Here is a 15,133-nt window from a genome sequence, read left to right as displayed (position 1 = left end):
GGCCCCATCGGCCACAAGTCAGAGTTTTTTGCTATACGTCCAGGTGGGCACATTCGCATCGCGCGCCACCGAATAGTTTTCGGCATCACCCAAATACTGGAACCCGCAATGCGTGAGCACCCGCGCCGAGGCCGGGTTGTCCTGAAACACGCTGGCAAACATGGTCGAGTTTTCAAGCGGGTTCGCCAGTACCAACGCTTCGACCGCCAGCGATGCAACACCTGTGTTCCAATAGACTGGCGCGACCCAATAGCCTACTTCGGACTGGTTGCGATCCAGCCGTTCAAGCGAGATCAAGCCGATCAGCTCCGGACCGCCATCCTTGGTGGCATCCAATGCCCAGACGTCCTCGTCCCGGTCTTCCGACATCGACCGTGCCACAAACGCCTCGACCGAGCCGGGCGGCAGCGGATGTGGGATCGACGTGGTCATACGCGCAACGCGCTCATCGCCTGCATAATGTTCGATGAGACCCATATCCGACCGACGCAACGGGCGCAGATCGAACCGCTCGGTTTCGATGACCGGCTGGTTTATTATTGTCTCAAGTTTCATGAGTGCGTTCCTCCTCCGAACAACACAAAAAGTACGGACGCAACAGTGACACTCGCTAACGTCCACATCAGATATTTTTCCGCAGGCCGACCTTCAACCGCATGGGCAATTCTATCCCCAGCAAATGTCCAGATCGGGTGCAGAATCACTTGGCAAAACAATAAACAGAGAGCGATTGTTAACGTGGCGTTAAAGCTTGACGTCCCTGCGGCGACAAAGCCGGTAAACCCGGCGATAATCATGGCCCAGGCCTTGGGATTGAGCGGATGCACGATCAGCCCCGCCCAGAACCCCGGAACCTTGCCCCCGGCACTTTCACGCGACAGCCTCAGGTTGGCGATCTTCCAAGCAAGCCAGCAAATATAAGCGGCAGAGGCATATTTCAGCACCGCAAAAACCATCGGCGCCTGCTCTGCCATCTGCATCAGTCCGAAACCAACCGGCCAGATGATCAATTGCTTGCCCAGAATGACGCCCGCCACAAATGGCAGCGCCGCCCGAAAACCATAGCGCGCGCCAGTACCCAGCAGGACCATATTGGCCGGTCCCGGCGTGCCGACCTGACTGGCGGCAAAGATCAGGAAACTGGTGGTCGCGACTGTCATTGCTTCGTGGCTTCACAACTGCGTTAAAACGAGAAAGGGGACCGGCATTTTCTGCCGGTCCCCCATGAAATTTTCTTAAACCTTCTGGGTTTCGGCTTACTCTGCGGCCTCCGCCACTGGCAGGACCGAAATAAAGGTGCGGTTTTTCAGTCCCTTATGGAACTTAACGGCGCCATCGACAGTTGCAAAGATGGTGTGATCCTTGCCCATGCCTACGCCTTCGCCCGGCCAGAACTTGGTGCCGCGCTGACGTACGATGATGTTGCCCGCGATGGCCGCCTGGCCACCATAGAGTTTCACGCCAAGGCGGCGACCTGCTGAGTCGCGACCGTTACGGGAGGAACCGCCAGCTTTTTTATGTGCCATTCTCTCTCTCCTTAGCCTTTAGCCAGTTCTTTGGCCTGTTCGATCCAGCCTTCACGCTCGATCCGGCCTTTGAACGACAGTTTCTCGTCCATAGCAGCTACGTCATCATCCGTCCATGCCGCGATCTGGGCAAAGGTGGTGATGCCGGCTTCGAGAAGCTTTTTCTCAAGCGCGGGGCCAACACCGGACAGTTTCTTCAGATCGTCCGCGCCTGCGTCAGCAGCAGGAGCTTCGGCTTTGGCAGCTTTCTTAGCCGGTACTTTCTTGGGCGCAGCCGCTTCGACAGCCGCCGCAGAAACCGAACCGGTTGCAGCTTTGATGCCCGATTTGTCAGCGCCCGACGACAGGATGTCGGTGATCTTGACCAGAGTCAGTTTCTGACGGTGGCCAACGGTACGCTTCGAGCTGTGTTTACGACGGCGCTTGACGAATTTGATGACCTTGTCACCTTTGATCTGTTCGATCACTTCGGCCTGTACGCCTGCGCCTTCAACGAAAGGTGCGCCAACAACCGGAGCGTCACCGCCCAGCATCAGAACATCGTTGAATTGAACTGTTTCACCTGCGTCGGCAGCCAGCTTTTCAACACGGAGCACATCGCCCGCCTGAACCTTGTACTGCTTGCCGCCAGTCTTGAGGACCGCAAACATGCGTCTTTCCTTTGTCTAACCGCGTTCTGTGGTCCCCAATCGGGTGTTGTCGGCCGAAGCCACCTCGAACAGCGCGCCCTTTTCGGGCTGTGTGACGACCTCGGGCGAACCCTGAAGTCAAATAATAACGATACCCGGCGCGGAGATTCCGGCCGGGATGCGGGCTTATCCAAATATTGCGATCAAAAGTCAACCGCTTTTCGGGTCATAAATCCGAAGCGTTCATGGCGTGGGCGACGGCCTCACCCAAGCGATAGGAAATTGCATCTAACATGTCGTCAAACCCGATGAACAGCGCCTCGTTCAGCGCGCGCCCGGTTTCGGTCCGCGAGAACGCGATGTTCTCGCGCATCTGCGCTTCGCTCAGCGGCTGATAGGCCATGATTAGGAAGGCATAGATCCAGGTCTCGGTTTCTTCGGCCAACTGGGGTTTCCGGGTCAGAAGCTGGTTCAGAATGGCATCCGCATCGACAGGCGACGCCTGGCCCGAGGACATGCCGAGATAAAAGTTGTAGTCAGCGCTTAGCGATCCCTGAACGTTCAAATCGACAAGATCGTTGATCTGCACGTATTCGTCGATGAGCTTGAAGAACGCAGTGTCTCGGTCAAATTCCAGGTAAGTTTCACGCGCCAATTCGTCAACTGAGTCGTCCCTCAGGGCGTTTCGAGCGGAGTTTTCGAGCGCGACAATTGTTTGTCCCAATTCGCTTTCGAAGAACAGGGCGGCTTTTTCCAACTGGCCGTCGTCCATTTTTTCTCCGACGGTGCGCGTTATCCGCTCTTGCATCCAGTCAGGGTCGTAGATCTCCGCGACCTGGGCGCGAAAATAGGCGCCCCCGGTGCCGTTCAGTACGCTTTCGTTAAGCTCATCGCCTTGCGCGCGCCCCTCCTGCCCCATGATCGCCATGACCTCGTGCACCTGCATCGCCTGCATCAGGCGCGCTACCCGTTCATTGGCCGCCAGAGGCGCCGCACAAAGCGCAAAACCTGAAATGGCAAGGGCCAGTAATCGCATTAGATATCCTGCGCGGGTCGCAATTCAGCCATCCGGGCCGCCAGAACCTCGAACCGCATTGCCATGATTTCGTATTGGACGGCATTCAGCAGTTCATACACCTCTTGCATCAGCGGGTGTTCCAGCGCGGTGGCGTAGGCGTCTACATCCGCGTCAGAGAACTCCTGATATGTCTGCGCAGCTCCTGCCAGAGCGGACAATTGTAACACGCGGCGCATCTCAGGCTCTTGCAGCTTCATCAACTCGCGCAGCTCATCGCCGCCCAACTGCAAATCGATCACGCCCGAGGCGCTTGCGGCCAACAGAAACCGAAGCTGAATTTCCTGCAACGCCCTGAGCGACGTGCCGCTTGAATCAACCGCACGGTTCATCCGTTTCAGGCTTTCGACACGCTGCGACCCCTGCTTGATCAGGTCCGAGACAATCCGCTGCCCCTCCTCCTGCCTTGCGGCATCGTCCTCGTCCATATGCGCGGCGTTCTCGGCGACCACCAAACGTTGGCCGAGGTCCGAGGCATAAAACTCAACTGCATGGCCTAACGCTTCGTCGCTGAGAGTTTGCTCCAGAATGCCTACGGCAGTCTCGTGCATTTCGGCGGTATCGAACACTTCTTCGGTCAGGCGCGCCCAATCCGAACCAAAACCTTCGGGATCAATCCCCAACATCCTTGGGGCCGAGGCCGAGGACAGCGCGATGCTCTCAAGCGCTACGTCGAACCCGGTTGTGGTCAAAAACGCCTCGATCCGGTCCCGGTTGGACGATAAGGCGGCGGTCGCTGTCAGACAGGCGGCGATCAGGCCTAACAGGCCCGGCCAAAACAGACGGTTTGCTAAGTAGGTCATGCCTGTCAGCCTAGGTGTTTTCCGCCCGCAGGCAATGGAAAATCCCGGCAAGGCCGGAATCGGGAATTTTCTGCTTGCACCCCTGCCCAATCCTCACTAAATCCCCCCCTCACAGACCCCCGCGGAGAGGTGCCGGAGTGGTCGAACGGGGCGGTCTCGAAAACCGTTGTGGGTGCAAGCCCACCCAGGGTTCGAATCCCTGTCTCTCCGCCACTAACACTCCAAACAAACTGTTATTGCGCAGATTCGAGGCTATTTCGGTTTGCGGCGTCAGTAAGTCGCGCGTCTTGCGCTTCAGCGCCGGCAACTCAGCGCTAACGCCCGTTCAAAAGCGGTAGGTGGCGCCAAACAGGGGGCCGGATTGTTCGAATTTGAAGTCATTGCCGTCGATCTCGTGATCGAACGAGATGAACCGATATCCGCCTCGCAGCAACCACCGGTCGTTGATCGCATAATCTGCGGTCAGTAAGACCTGCCAGGTTTCGCTGTCGCTGCTGAAGCCCCCATAGTCAACAAACCCGGTCCCGGACCATTTGTCCGAAAACTGCACGCGAGCGCGTGCGCCGATGACCGGGTCGGTCCAGCTGTCATCTGCGGTCGTCCGACGCCCGGGCGCGGTATCGGGCCGTAGGTCAAATTCGGTATCGGTGCTGAACCATCTGAAACCGCCAGCCAGATCGACGCTAACGGTTGGTGCATCGTAAACGCGATAGCCGACATAGCCGCTCAGGTATTGAACCGTGAACGAGGTTTCCAGGCCGGAACTGGCCGGACCCGGCGTATCGTTGCTGAATGACAAATCGGTATAGTTGTAGTCTGCCAAAACCAGCCAACGCCCATTCGAGGCGGAAAAGGCCCCCATAAAAGCAAGGTCCAGATTTTCGAGTGCGTCGGAAAAGCTAAGGGTCCCGCTCAACGTGCCGCGAGGTGTTCCCAGCGAGACGTCCGTCTCGGGCATAAACAGATAGATCGACGCCTCATAAGACCAGTCGGATTGCTGCGCCAATGCGGATGTCGCCATCCCGGTTGTCAAAGCCAACCCCAAGGCGGTTCCAAGTTTTGTTGCCGTAGCCATTAGTTAACTCCCTGAAAATACATTGCCCTGAGCTTCATCAGAACCATTGAATACGTCCTTTGTTCCGCCGCGCGAAAACAGTTCATGCAGCGGTTTCCTCAGATTGCGCTGCGCTGTTGCCGACGCGGTTGATGTCAGAGTTTGGAAAAAACTCGGACCAGACGTGCCAGAAAACCCCAGCCCGCAAGGTTTCGACCCGTTGCAACTGCCCGCGGTCAGACTTTCCCCAGAAATCGCAGTGGGACACCGGCTGCCCGCTGTCATTGTACCAAACGCCGAGGCTCTCGTATTTCGGATCAAGGCTGACAACGACGTCGCGCCCGCCGACGCGGGCATTCACGATCCAATTGTTGTCGACGACGAAATCATCGGTCCAGCAGGCAGCGTCTTGCCCGATGCTGATCCCCCAGACATAGGTTTTGTTCGGCAGCCGATTGTCCGAACGATCCATGTTATCCATGACCGGCGCGTCTTCCTGATGCTGACGACCGATGCCCCAGCCAAAAGTTATTTCGGTCCCCATGTCCAACAGTCGCAACAGCGGATTTGGCGAAGGCCTGTTCAGATAGACCTCGCCATTCGGGAAAGCCTTTTGAAACCCGCGGAACGTCATTCGATAGGTGGGCCACGGGGTCATTTGTGCCTCGGGCCGGATCGGACAGGCAGGTCCGTCAGTGTTCGGGTCTCGGTCGGCCTCGCGAAAGCCATAGATGTGCTGAATGGGCTCGCCCGTGTCGTTGTCGCGCAGGATCAGGTTGTTGCCGTGCTGGGCCAAAACCTCGAGGTTCAGACGCTTGCCTTCGATCCGGGGCGTATAGCCCTGCCCCAGATTGGCCATGGCGCAATAGGTCATTACCACGTCCTCGCCGCCCAACCCCTGCGCATCCCCGGCCAGATGCGGCCGCATGATCTGAGCATCGGGATGCGCGCGGGCATGGCCGTTGTTGTCGATGACGATGACCGGAGCGGTGGGACCGACAAATTTCCGCGCCTCATCAATCGAGACGTAATATGCGTCATTCAATTGATTGCGGAGTCCAAGGTGAACCCAGACATATGGAAACCCATAAAGGAACACGACCAGCACAGCGCATACGACCCACAGCCAGGTTGGCGCGCCGCCGAATATAAAATGAGCCAGCGTTGCCACCACAAACCCGCCCAGCCCGACTGCAATCAGGCGATATTCGTTGCGGATGAAACGCACCATATTCTCGCGCTTAACCTTCAATAGCATTTGCGAGACATCCCCGAGGTCGCGGAAATAGACGAAGCCGATCCCTAGCGAGACCATCAGGCCAAGAGCGAAAACGATGGTTCCAAACATGCGGTCAATCCCAGTATCTGTAGCTAAAACCCGGCGAACACGGTCCTATTGCTGTGGCGCTTGGCGTTTGACTGCGAAAGCCTCGACGGCTTTCTGGGTCTCAGGGCGTATGTTCTCGATCCCCTCATACGGCACTCCATAAGCTGGGGGCGTATCGGGGAATTTCTCTTTGCGCGCCTTGTGGCGTCCCAGGATGCGTACGAACTCCTGCCCACCCCAAGAACCAACTTCTGTTGAAACCGAATATTCCTCGCGGGTGTCTCTATAAAGATCGAAGAACTTAGCAAGAATTGCACTTTCCCCCGGCCCAGGCAGTTTGAGCTTGAGTTGATCTTTCACGATCGCCTCGGGCTTTGCGACCGAATAGATGATCACGTGATCGCGCCGCGCTTTGGATTCATCGGCGAACAACAGGGCTGCCGACTGATCGACCCCGTCCACCAGACGGTCGCGAGGAATGTGCTGATCAGCCCCCGCAAACCGCGCCAGCGTTGTGTAAAGGTCCGAGACATGGATGATGCTGTTCAGCATCCCATCGGCCTCGATCATTCCGGGCCAGCGAATAAAGGCATCCACGCGCACGCCACCTTCGGTGGTATCGCCCTTGCCGCCAGCATAGATCATCGGCGTAAAGCCAGATTGCGGTGCGTATTTGGTAAAGTGCCCGTTGTCGCCCATGACGATGACAATCGTATTGTCGGCCAGTCCCAGCGTTTCCATCTTCTCAAACAGATCGCCCAGCCACTGGTCCAGCAGCTGCATCTTGTCCACATAAAGCCCGCCATTGGCGCTTTCGGGTCCGCTGCGACCAGCGCGTGTGTTGTCCAGCGGGATCATCGGCCAGTATTGCAGGAAGAACGGTTCCGCGCCGCCGCTTAGCCGCTCCAGCTCTTCCAGTGTCTTGTTCTGGAAAGCTTCGTTCATTTCATCGTATTTGGCAGCGTTCCAACGCTCGCCTTCTTGCATCCGGATTTCGCGTATCGGCCCGCCTGCCTCACCCTCGATCACCGTCATCATCGCCGAGGCATCGGGGCGAAACCAGTCGTCCAACGTGTATTTGTCATCATAGTCGCGGATCGCGACCGAGACTTGTTCCTTGATCGCGTCGTCGTTGAAAATCGTCAGCTGCCCCTGCTGATGCACTGCCATTTGGGCATAGTCGAAGCCCTGATTCATCGCCCAGCTTTCGGCAATGTCGCCCATATGCCATTTGCCGACATGGCTTGTGGCATACCCCGCCTGCTTCAGAACTTCCGCAAGCGTCACCTCGTCTGCGGGCAAACCAAAGCCAGCGATGTCGACCGTCGTGTCCCCCATGCCCATGCGAACCGGCAAACGCCCTGTCATCTGCGCGACCCGCGTCGGAGTGCAAGACGGTTCGGTGTACATGCGTACCATGCGCATGGCTTCGTCGGAAAAATCGTTGATGTTTGGCGTCTCATACCCGCGCACGGCGTTCAGCTCCGGTATCCCCATGTCGCCGAACCCCAGATCGTCGATCAGAACACTGACAATATTGGGAGGATTGCCGTTATTGGCTTCTTGGAACGCAGCCAATGCGTCATCTACTGCGGCATCATCCTGAACCCATTGCGGGCCGTGCTGAGCCTTTAGAATATAGAATTCCGCATCGTGTTGAATGGGCTCATCCTGAGCCGACACGGCAGTCGCCAGACAGCTTGCCGACAAAACCAGTACCTTGGAAATCCTCATCCCAAACCCCTCATCCCTTTGCTGGGCGACGTGCAATAACTCATGCGCCAAGCCCCTCACATTGAAACATTAGCATATTTTTACGCTTTGTGTTGTTTGTCCTTACTGCCAACTCATGAAGACATCGCGGGTCAGTTCTGACTCCGGGCGCAGGTTGTCGATTCCCCCATATGGAATGCCCTTCGCAATCTCGGAATGCGGGTATTTTGCGATCGTTTTCTGGTGACGTTTGATCATGTCCTGAAACGAAGCACCGGCCCAAAGTGAGTATCCTACCAGCGGGTGTTCCTCGCGCGGGTCTCGGTAGATGTTATAGGTCGGGGCTGCCGCGCCCGGTTGGCCCGGCGCTGGTAGATGCATTTTGAACTCTTGTTTGACAACCGACCTGAGAACAGGACCTTCGTAGACATACACATAGTCGCGCCGCCCATTGCCTTCGCCGTTCAACAGCAGTGCCGTCTGGTCGATGCCGTCAATCACACGATCACGAGGGATGTAGTCTGTCGCACCGGCAATGCGTGCCATTGTGGTGTAAATGTCCGAGACGTGAAAGATGTCGCCGGCGGCGCTGTTGGCCTCGATCACGCCGGGCCAGCGGATAAACGCATCGGTGCGCACACCGCCTTCCAGATGCTGCGTCTTGCCGCCGCGATAGATCAACTGATTAAGGCCCGAGACGCCCTCGTAGTGATACATCAGGCCGTTATCCGCCATCACGATGACGATGGTGTTCTCAGCCGCACCGGTTTCGTCCAGCTTGGCCAGCACTTCCCCGATCCAACCGTCGAGCAATTGCAGCTTGTCAGCGTGGAACCCGCCATTTCGGGATATCGCCTGATCCGCATAGACGAAGTTCAGCGGGTACAAGGGCCAGTACTGCAGGAAAAACGGCGCATCGTCAGCGGCCACACGTTCGATCTGTTCCAGTGCCTGTCGCTGATATCGTTCATTCATCTCTTCATATTTGGCCTGCGTCCAGATTTCGCCTGCGGCCATTTCTACCTCTGACGCCGTTCCGCCGGCGACGGCCTCAACGCCTGTGACAAGACCATACGGCTTGAACCGTTCATCGATCTGAAACTGGTTGTTCTGGCCCTCTGGCACGTAACCCAACATGTTGTTGGACCGCATCGCCTCGGGGGTCATGAGGCTAAGCTGCACTTGTTGATGCAGCGGGAATGCGGCCCAGTCGAAACCCTGATTATGCGGATAGGCTTCTTCGATATCACCCTGATGCCACTTGCCAACATGCGTGGTCGAATAGCCGACTTCTTTCAGTATTTCGGGGAGAGTTACTTCGCTGGCTGGAAGGCCTTCACCAACTAGCGCAACCTTGACCTCTTCAACACCTGCGCGCACCGGATGACGCCCTGTCAGCATCGCGGTTCGGGTCGGCGTGCACGAGGGTTCGGTATACATACGCATCAGCGACAGCCCCTCGGTTGCAAAGTGATTGATGTTCGGCGTTTCGATCCCGGTGACGTAGTTCAGCTTGCGATCCCCCATGTGACCAAAGCTGATATCGTCGATCAGAATATAGAGGAAATTCGGAGGCTTCCCGCCATTCGCTTCGCGTATTTCGGCCAGTCTGGCGTCGATTTCCGCGTCTTGCGCATCCCACGCGTCTCCGAACTGGGCGCGTAGATACTCAAACTCGCCATCGTGAATGATTGGGCTGTCCTGAGCCAGACTTGGACTCGCACACAATAGAAGCGCGGGCAGGATACGATTTAACAACATGTCAGGTTTCTCCAATCTGGTTAAACTTGCCGGCCATTTGGGTTTCACGACTGCGCAGCCGCCTTTCGATCGTGCTACGCAGATCCGACAGGCTTTCCGCCAAATCCGCGATATAGCGGGACGGCGGAACGTCAGCTGATTGCCGCTGTCGAGACAGCTCTGCAAAAAGATCGCGATAATCCTTGCAGATCCGATCGAGTTCCGTGTCAGCGGCGCGCATTTCGGTCAGCAGGGATGCTGATCTGGGAAATTGCGCATCGAAAAAGTCATCCTCGGTCATGGGCAGCAAATTCCATAAACTTGCCCACCAAGCATGCGCTGCGAAGAATATGTCTTGAAGGTAAAACCGCGCATGCTACCGTAGCAACACGGGGTCAAATCCCTGTGACGAAAGGATAGTTCGTGACAGCGGCGGAAGGTGACACACGAAAGGATGGCGCGGGATCGGCCTCGAATTCCGAGATCGAAACCGCCTTGCAAAGCGTGCTGGGATCCGATGAATTCCGCGGATCGTCCCGGATGCGGTCGTTTCTGACCTATGTTGTCACCGAAGCGATTTCAGGTCGCGCCGACAACATTCGCGCGAAGACAATCGCGATGGACGTTTACGGGTACGATGTCGAGGATTTGTCCAGACGCGAGGGTGTCGTCAGGGTCGATGCCGGTCGCGTTCGCCGAAAGCTTGACGCGTATTACGAAGGGGTTGGTACCTCCGATCCGGTTGTCATATCGCTGCCGGTTGGCAGCTATGTTCCAGTTTTTGAACGCCGGACAACCGCCGGGAATGGGCAGCGAGCACCCCTGCCCGCCGCGTTGTTATTAACAGTTTCTTTGGCGCTATGCGCGGTGCTGGTAGGGACCTTTTTTTGGCTCCGTTCCTCATCTGAAAAATCAGAAATGGGTCGTCCGATGATCTATGATGTAGCCCCCGCGCGCATCGAGGCGATCAACCTGTGCAACGCTGGACGTGAGTTGATCTTTCCGGTCGTCACCTTGGCAAGACTGCGCCCCGCATTGCAGATATTTGAAACCGCGATTGAGCGGGACCCGGACTATTTTTGCGGCTATGCCGGTTCGGCTCAGATCGAGACGATGTTTGCAATTCTTCAGCCGGAAAAACCCGACACGGAAAGGCTTTTGCAAGCTGCTGACAAAAACAGCCGCCGCGCGCTGGAGCTTGCCCCCAGCGATGCCTGGGCATTGTCCGCGCGGGCGTGGTTGGAACTTGGGTTAGGCAACTATGATTCCGCGCTGACGCTTTCGGATCGGGCCGTCAAACTGCGGCCGATGGATGCCCACATCGCGGAATTCGATGCGTTGATCCTGCTCTACACTTCACAGTTCGATCAGCTCCTTGGACAGGCAGACCACTTCCGAGAGCTGGCCAAATCCAGCGGCGGCCTTGTCTTCGAGAACGCGCTTGGGTCGGCCCAGTTTCACACTGGTGATTATGCAGCCGCAATCGAGACCTATGAGACGACCATTTCACGCGGGGGACCGTTCGGCCCAATCTCTGCCGCCTATCTCATGGCCTCACACTGGGAGAATGGGGAACAAGCAGAAGCGCGCCGGCTTGCCAGCGTCTACAATGAAACCTGGCCCAATTTCCCTTTGGAGGCCGTCAAAAGACGCGCCTTTTCCACCCCTGAACCGGTCGATGCCCTGATCAATGCAATGAAAGCTGCGGGTTCGCTGAACCCGACGCCATGAACCCCTGCTTGCCGGCTGCGGTTCATGATCCTGTGGCTGGTTCACGCCCTTTGTCCGGCAACAGGTTTTGTCGCGCGGGACGTTAAGCGGCATGAACCCGCCATCCTGAATGGTTGCTATCAGCGTCGGCTGGCTCATGCCCGTTAAATGACCGAAATACCCCGGTTTTCCCCCTTTTCGACTCAATTGATTCACCCCATCTCGGGCGCATATCTTTTTGAGAAGGAGACCCTCATGTCCCGTGTATTGCTTATTGTTATCGTCGCCGCGATTGGCGTCGGCGCGTATTACTATCTGAATCAGCCCGAACCCACCCCGGCCGAGCAGTTGGAGACCGCAGCACAGGATGCTGGCGACGCAGTAGGCGAAGCGGCCTCGGCCCTGCAAGAAGCCGCAAGTGATGCCGCTGATGCGGTAACTGAGCAGGCAGCGGACGCTGCTAACGCAGTCGCTGAACAAGCGTCCGAGGCAGCGTCTTCGGTGACCGAACAGGCCAGCGAAGCCGCCTCGTCCGTGGCGGATCAGGCAAACGAAGCCGCATCTGAGGCAGGCGATCAGGTTGCCTCGCTTGTGGATCAGGGTCAGGACCTGTTCAATTCATGGGTTGAAGACGGCAAGCTGACAGCGCAACAATTCGACTATGACACCATGGTCGCAGCCGTAGAGGAGAGCACCCTGTCGCAAGACATCAAAACCCAGGCAGTCGCCATACTGGATGAGATCAAAGCCGCGCCCGAAACGGTCGTGCAGAAAATCCAGGAACTGCGCACACTGCTGACGCAGCAATGATGAACGCGGGGCCGTCCGATGGGGCGGCCCGCTTTAGCTCGGCTGAGTCGGCGTCGTTAAGAAAACAGGTAATAAACCCATGACAGACCTACCAGCCACAATGTTCGCAGTCATTCAGACGCAGGATGGTTATTCGGGATCAGCATCCGGTCCCACGCTGGACAACGCGTCCGCCTGGTTGGAGGCGGCTGAAATACCGGTGCCCAAACCCGGCCCGGGACAAGTCCTGATCCGCTTGCGCACCGCTTCGGTAAACCCATCCGACATCCACTTCATCAAAGGCGAATATGGCCAGCCCCGGGTCAAAGGCGCGCCCGCAGGCTTCGAAGGCTGCGGCGATGTTGTTGCAACGGGCGACGGGGTCGAGGCACTGTTGGGCCAACGCGTGGCTTTTGTCGCCTCTGGCTCGGGCGCATGGGCGGAATATGCCCTGACACCGGCCCAGATGTGCATCCCATTGCGCCCTGAAATCTCGGATGAGGATGGTGCGGCGCAAATCGTCAACCCGTTGTCCGCTATGGCGATGGTCGATATCGCGCGCGGCGACGGGGATGCGTTTGTGGTCTCTGCTGCGACCAGCCAATTGGGCAAGCTGATGTGTAGTCTTGGACGCGATCTAGGGTTGAGCCCGATTGCGTTGGTCCGTCGGGCCGAAACGGTCGACACCCTAAAGAACCTGGGCGCTGCCGAGGTTCTGGTGACAACGGACCCTGATGTTGCTCAGAAATTCGCATCCATCAGCGCCAACCTGAAACCGCGCGTGTTCCTTGATGCGGTGGCGGATCAACTGTCCGAACAGATCTTCTGCGCGATGCCCAATCGCGCGCGCTGGGTGTGTTATGGAAAACTGAGCCCTGACCTGCCAACGCTCACACAGACCGGCCAGCTGATATTCATGAGCAAACGGATCGAGGGCTTCTGGCTGACAGAGTGGATGATGTCCACGCCACCAACTGACCAGATGCGCGTGGTCGGCGAGGTGCAGGCGCGATTTGCCGACGGCCGCTGGAAGACCGATATCTCAGAACGTCTGACCCTTCGCGAGGTGGTGCCAGATCTGGCTGACGCGCTGAAGAAGAGCGACGGCAAGGTCATTATCACGCCCTGACCGATCGGTCCCCTTCGTTGTACATAAAAAAACGGCCGCAACATTCTGCGGCCGTTTGTTTTTTCTTCGATCCAGCAGCGGGATTAGCGCTTCGAGAACTGGAACGAACGACGCGCTTTGCGCTTACCGTATTTCTTACGTTCCACAACGCGGCTGTCGCGGGTCAGGAAACCAGCGGCTTTCAGAGCACCACGCAGGTTGGGATCATACAGTTGCAGCGCTTTCGAGATGCCGTGCTTGACCGCACCGGCCTGACCGGTCAGGCCACCGCCTTTAACGGTTGCAACAACGTCGAACTCACCTTCGACACCGGCAACCTGGAACGGCTGGCGCAGGATCAGCTGCAGAACGGGACGCGCGAAATACTTGTCCTGATCTTTGCCGTTCACGGTGACCTTGCCGGAACCCGGCTTGATCCACACGCGGGCAACAGCGTCTTTACGCTTGCCGGTGGCATACGAGCGACCCAGCTCGTCGCGCACGGGTTCACGTGCAACAACTTCTTCAGCCACGGTTTCAACGCCTGCGACGGCGCTCAGCTCTTCGAGAGTATTGATCTGATCAGCCATCGGTCATTAGCTCCGGGTGTTTTTCTTGTTCATGGACTTCACGTCCAGAACTTCGGGCGCTTGCGCCTCGTGGGGATGCTCGGCACCGGCGTAAACGCGCAGGTTGGTCATCTGCTGGCGCGCCAGACGGTTGCCCGGCAGCATGCGCTTGACCGCCTGGGTCACGACGCGCTCGGGGTGTGCACCCTCGAGGATCTGCTGCTTGGTGCGCGACTTGATGCCGCCCGGGTGGCCAGTGTGCCAGTAGAAGTTCTCTTCGCGCTTCTTGCCGGTCATCTGGATTTTGTCAGCGTTGATCACGATAACATTGTCGCCCATGTCCATGTTCGGGGTGAACGACGCTTTGTGCTTGCCACGCAGGCGCATGGCGACGATCGAGGCGAGACGGCCCAGAACAACGCCCTCGGCGTCGATCAGGATCCATTTCTTGTCGATGTCTGCAGGTGTTGCAGAAAAGGTTTTCATGGCAGGATAGTCCTGTTTGATGTGAAAGACCGGCCTGAATGCAGACCGGTCCGAATTCGATGCACGGGGTTTAGACCTACTGGTTTTGCGGGTCAATACATGTGATCATGTTTTTAACGTGTCAAATCAACATGTTACAAAATAGGTATTATTTTACCCCATAATTTGCGGGCCTTCGCGCATGTCACAAAGACCGCTATACTGCCATTGGATACGCGGGCCAACGGAGAGTTGCAAAATGAACTGGCAAAAGACAATCGCGGACTATGGGCTGGCCTGGCAAGAAGAGGATGCAGTCAAACGTCTTGCTCTGCTGACCGGGTGTTTCGCGGAAAACGGGCAATATGTGGATCCAACTGCGGAGGTGAGTGGGCGTTCCAACCTCTGTGATCATATCGGAGAGGTGTTGCAGGGTTCTGGCGGGCGCGTTGAATTGACCAGCGAACCCTCAAATCACCATGACGTCGTTCACTTCACCTGGCATATGATCGGTCAAGACGGCGGTGTCATGGTCGCCGGGCACGATTTTGTGCGATTGAACGAGGCCGGACAGATCGCGCACTTGGCCGGGTTCTTTGGTGACCCTACCCCTTTGAGCTGACGA

17 protein-coding genes and 1 tRNA gene are annotated in these 15,133 nt (G+C 57.2%); 5 read left to right on the top strand and 13 right to left on the bottom strand.

Annotated features, from left to right (window positions below; genetic code table 11):
* Positions 1-18: 18 nt before the first annotated feature.
* The 6 genes from ACR0JA_RS02890 to ACR0JA_RS02865 all read right to left on the bottom strand — a co-directional run bounded on the left by ACR0JA_RS02890 (position 19) and on the right by ACR0JA_RS02865 (position 4,033).
* Positions 19-555 carry a GNAT family N-acetyltransferase gene (locus tag ACR0JA_RS02890; protein WP_480569710.1) on the bottom strand — a complete coding sequence of 179 codons (537 nt, stop codon included), beginning with the start codon at positions 553-555 and terminating at the stop codon, positions 19-21.
* The gene (locus ACR0JA_RS02885) at positions 552-1,160 is read right to left on the bottom strand and encodes a LysE family translocator (protein WP_480569707.1); all 609 of its coding nucleotides are present in this window, start codon (positions 1,158-1,160) and stop codon (positions 552-554) included. The genes ACR0JA_RS02890 and ACR0JA_RS02885 overlap by 4 nt, the downstream gene beginning before the upstream one ends.
* Before the next feature lie 96 nt (positions 1,161-1,256).
* Positions 1,257-1,526 (bottom strand): 50S ribosomal protein L27, encoded by a 270-nt coding sequence (gene rpmA / locus ACR0JA_RS02880; RefSeq protein ID WP_010440093.1) that lies wholly within the window; start codon positions 1,524-1,526, stop codon positions 1,257-1,259.
* Positions 1,527-1,537: 11 nt separating this feature from the next.
* Entirely contained in the window at positions 1,538-2,176 is a 639-nt protein-coding gene (locus tag ACR0JA_RS02875; RefSeq protein ID WP_480569704.1) for a 50S ribosomal protein L21, read from the bottom strand.
* A gap of 205 nt (positions 2,177-2,381) precedes the next feature.
* Positions 2,382-3,191, bottom strand: a complete 810-nt coding sequence (locus ACR0JA_RS02870; RefSeq protein ID WP_480569701.1) for a DUF2059 domain-containing protein — start codon at positions 3,189-3,191, stop codon at positions 2,382-2,384.
* Positions 3,191-4,033, bottom strand: coding sequence for a DUF2059 domain-containing protein (locus tag ACR0JA_RS02865; protein ID WP_480569698.1), 843 nt, complete (start codon positions 4,031-4,033; stop codon positions 3,191-3,193). The genes ACR0JA_RS02870 and ACR0JA_RS02865 overlap by 1 nt, the downstream gene beginning before the upstream one ends.
* A gap of 123 nt (positions 4,034-4,156) precedes the next feature.
* Here ACR0JA_RS02865 and ACR0JA_RS02860 point away from each other — a divergent pair.
* Positions 4,157-4,246, top strand: a tRNA-Ser gene (locus ACR0JA_RS02860).
* Between the two features lie 112 nt (positions 4,247-4,358).
* Here the strand turns inward: ACR0JA_RS02860 and ACR0JA_RS02855 are convergent.
* The 5 genes from ACR0JA_RS02855 to ACR0JA_RS02835 form a co-directional block, all read right to left on the bottom strand.
* Positions 4,359-5,108, bottom strand: a complete 750-nt coding sequence (locus ACR0JA_RS02855) for an outer membrane protein (RefSeq protein WP_480569694.1) — start codon at positions 5,106-5,108, stop codon at positions 4,359-4,361.
* A gap of 82 nt (positions 5,109-5,190) precedes the next feature.
* Positions 5,191-6,435 (bottom strand): DUF3179 domain-containing (seleno)protein, encoded by a 1,245-nt coding sequence (locus tag ACR0JA_RS02850; protein ID WP_480569691.1) that lies wholly within the window; start codon positions 6,433-6,435, stop codon positions 5,191-5,193.
* 45 nt (positions 6,436-6,480) lie between these two features.
* Positions 6,481-8,148, bottom strand: coding sequence for a sulfatase-like hydrolase/transferase (locus ACR0JA_RS02845; protein ID WP_480569688.1), 1,668 nt, complete (start codon positions 8,146-8,148; stop codon positions 6,481-6,483).
* A 102-nt stretch (positions 8,149-8,250) separates the two neighbouring features.
* Complete coding sequence (locus ACR0JA_RS02840) at positions 8,251-9,888, bottom strand: sulfatase-like hydrolase/transferase (protein WP_480569685.1); 1,638 nt, start codon at positions 9,886-9,888, stop codon at positions 8,251-8,253.
* A gap of 1 nt (position 9,889) precedes the next feature.
* Positions 9,890-10,168 carry a hypothetical protein gene (locus ACR0JA_RS02835; RefSeq protein WP_480569682.1) on the bottom strand — a complete coding sequence of 93 codons (279 nt, stop codon included), beginning with the start codon at positions 10,166-10,168 and terminating at the stop codon, positions 9,890-9,892.
* Between the two features lie 122 nt (positions 10,169-10,290).
* On the opposite strand from ACR0JA_RS02835, the gene ACR0JA_RS02830 reads away from it, so the two are divergent.
* The 3 genes from ACR0JA_RS02830 to ACR0JA_RS02820 all read left to right on the top strand — a co-directional run bounded on the left by ACR0JA_RS02830 (position 10,291) and on the right by ACR0JA_RS02820 (position 13,495).
* Positions 10,291-11,598 (top strand): tetratricopeptide repeat protein, encoded by a 1,308-nt coding sequence (locus ACR0JA_RS02830; protein ID WP_480569679.1) that lies wholly within the window; start codon positions 10,291-10,293, stop codon positions 11,596-11,598.
* A gap of 234 nt (positions 11,599-11,832) precedes the next feature.
* Positions 11,833-12,387, top strand: coding sequence for a hypothetical protein (locus tag ACR0JA_RS02825; protein ID WP_480569676.1), 555 nt, complete (start codon positions 11,833-11,835; stop codon positions 12,385-12,387).
* A gap of 79 nt (positions 12,388-12,466) precedes the next feature.
* Positions 12,467-13,495: a zinc-binding dehydrogenase gene (locus ACR0JA_RS02820; RefSeq protein ID WP_480569673.1), complete on the top strand. Its 1,029-nt coding sequence runs from the start codon at positions 12,467-12,469 to the stop codon at positions 13,493-13,495.
* Positions 13,496-13,578: 83 nt separating this feature from the next.
* On the opposite strand, the gene rpsI is transcribed toward ACR0JA_RS02820, so the two are convergent.
* Positions 13,579-14,064, bottom strand: coding sequence for a 30S ribosomal protein S9 (gene rpsI / locus ACR0JA_RS02815; RefSeq protein ID WP_068331197.1), 486 nt, complete (start codon positions 14,062-14,064; stop codon positions 13,579-13,581).
* A 6-nt stretch (positions 14,065-14,070) separates the two neighbouring features.
* Positions 14,071-14,529: a 50S ribosomal protein L13 gene (gene rplM, locus ACR0JA_RS02810; RefSeq protein ID WP_039536983.1), complete on the bottom strand. Its 459-nt coding sequence runs from the start codon at positions 14,527-14,529 to the stop codon at positions 14,071-14,073.
* A 238-nt stretch (positions 14,530-14,767) separates the two neighbouring features.
* Between rplM and ACR0JA_RS02805 the strand changes: the two genes are divergently transcribed.
* The gene (locus ACR0JA_RS02805) at positions 14,768-15,130 is read left to right on the top strand and encodes a nuclear transport factor 2 family protein (protein ID WP_480569670.1); all 363 of its coding nucleotides are present in this window, start codon (positions 14,768-14,770) and stop codon (positions 15,128-15,130) included.
* Positions 15,131-15,133: the final 3 nt, after the last annotated feature.

Source organism: Ruegeria sp. AM4, assembly GCF_056540665.1.
The sequence above is the reverse complement of the archived record's forward strand: the minus strand, read 5'-3'. Positions and strand labels throughout refer to the sequence as shown.

What these genes read in the sequence shown, in the direction of transcription:
- ACR0JA_RS02850 (WP_480569691.1), bottom strand. Translation starts at nt 6,435, where the DNA reads ATGTTTGGAACCATCGTTTTCGCTCTTGGCCTGATGGTCTCGCTAGGG.
- ACR0JA_RS02855 (WP_480569694.1), bottom strand. Translation starts at nt 5,108, where the DNA reads ATGGCTACGGCAACAAAACTTGGAACCGCCTTGGGGTTGGCTTTGACA.
- ACR0JA_RS02865 (WP_480569698.1), bottom strand. Translation starts at nt 4,033, where the DNA reads ATGACCTACTTAGCAAACCGTCTGTTTTGGCCGGGCCTGTTAGGCCTG.
- ACR0JA_RS02820 (WP_480569673.1), top strand. Translation starts at nt 12,467, where the DNA reads ATGACAGACCTACCAGCCACAATGTTCGCAGTCATTCAGACGCAGGAT.
- rpmA (WP_010440093.1), bottom strand. Translation starts at nt 1,526, where the DNA reads ATGGCACATAAAAAAGCTGGCGGTTCCTCCCGTAACGGTCGCGACTCA.
- ACR0JA_RS02805 (WP_480569670.1), top strand. Translation starts at nt 14,768, where the DNA reads ATGAACTGGCAAAAGACAATCGCGGACTATGGGCTGGCCTGGCAAGAA.
- rplM (WP_039536983.1), bottom strand. Translation starts at nt 14,529, where the DNA reads ATGAAAACCTTTTCTGCAACACCTGCAGACATCGACAAGAAATGGATC.
- ACR0JA_RS02870 (WP_480569701.1), bottom strand. Translation starts at nt 3,191, where the DNA reads ATGCGATTACTGGCCCTTGCCATTTCAGGTTTTGCGCTTTGTGCGGCG.
- ACR0JA_RS02875 (WP_480569704.1), bottom strand. Translation starts at nt 2,176, where the DNA reads ATGTTTGCGGTCCTCAAGACTGGCGGCAAGCAGTACAAGGTTCAGGCG.
- ACR0JA_RS02890 (WP_480569710.1), bottom strand. Translation starts at nt 555, where the DNA reads ATGAAACTTGAGACAATAATAAACCAGCCGGTCATCGAAACCGAGCGG.
- ACR0JA_RS02825 (WP_480569676.1), top strand. Translation starts at nt 11,833, where the DNA reads ATGTCCCGTGTATTGCTTATTGTTATCGTCGCCGCGATTGGCGTCGGC.
- ACR0JA_RS02840 (WP_480569685.1), bottom strand. Translation starts at nt 9,888, where the DNA reads ATGTTGTTAAATCGTATCCTGCCCGCGCTTCTATTGTGTGCGAGTCCA.
- ACR0JA_RS02885 (WP_480569707.1), bottom strand. Translation starts at nt 1,160, where the DNA reads ATGACAGTCGCGACCACCAGTTTCCTGATCTTTGCCGCCAGTCAGGTC.
- ACR0JA_RS02835 (WP_480569682.1), bottom strand. Translation starts at nt 10,168, where the DNA reads ATGACCGAGGATGACTTTTTCGATGCGCAATTTCCCAGATCAGCATCC.
- ACR0JA_RS02845 (WP_480569688.1), bottom strand. Translation starts at nt 8,148, where the DNA reads ATGAGGATTTCCAAGGTACTGGTTTTGTCGGCAAGCTGTCTGGCGACT.
- rpsI (WP_068331197.1), bottom strand. Translation starts at nt 14,064, where the DNA reads ATGGCTGATCAGATCAATACTCTCGAAGAGCTGAGCGCCGTCGCAGGC.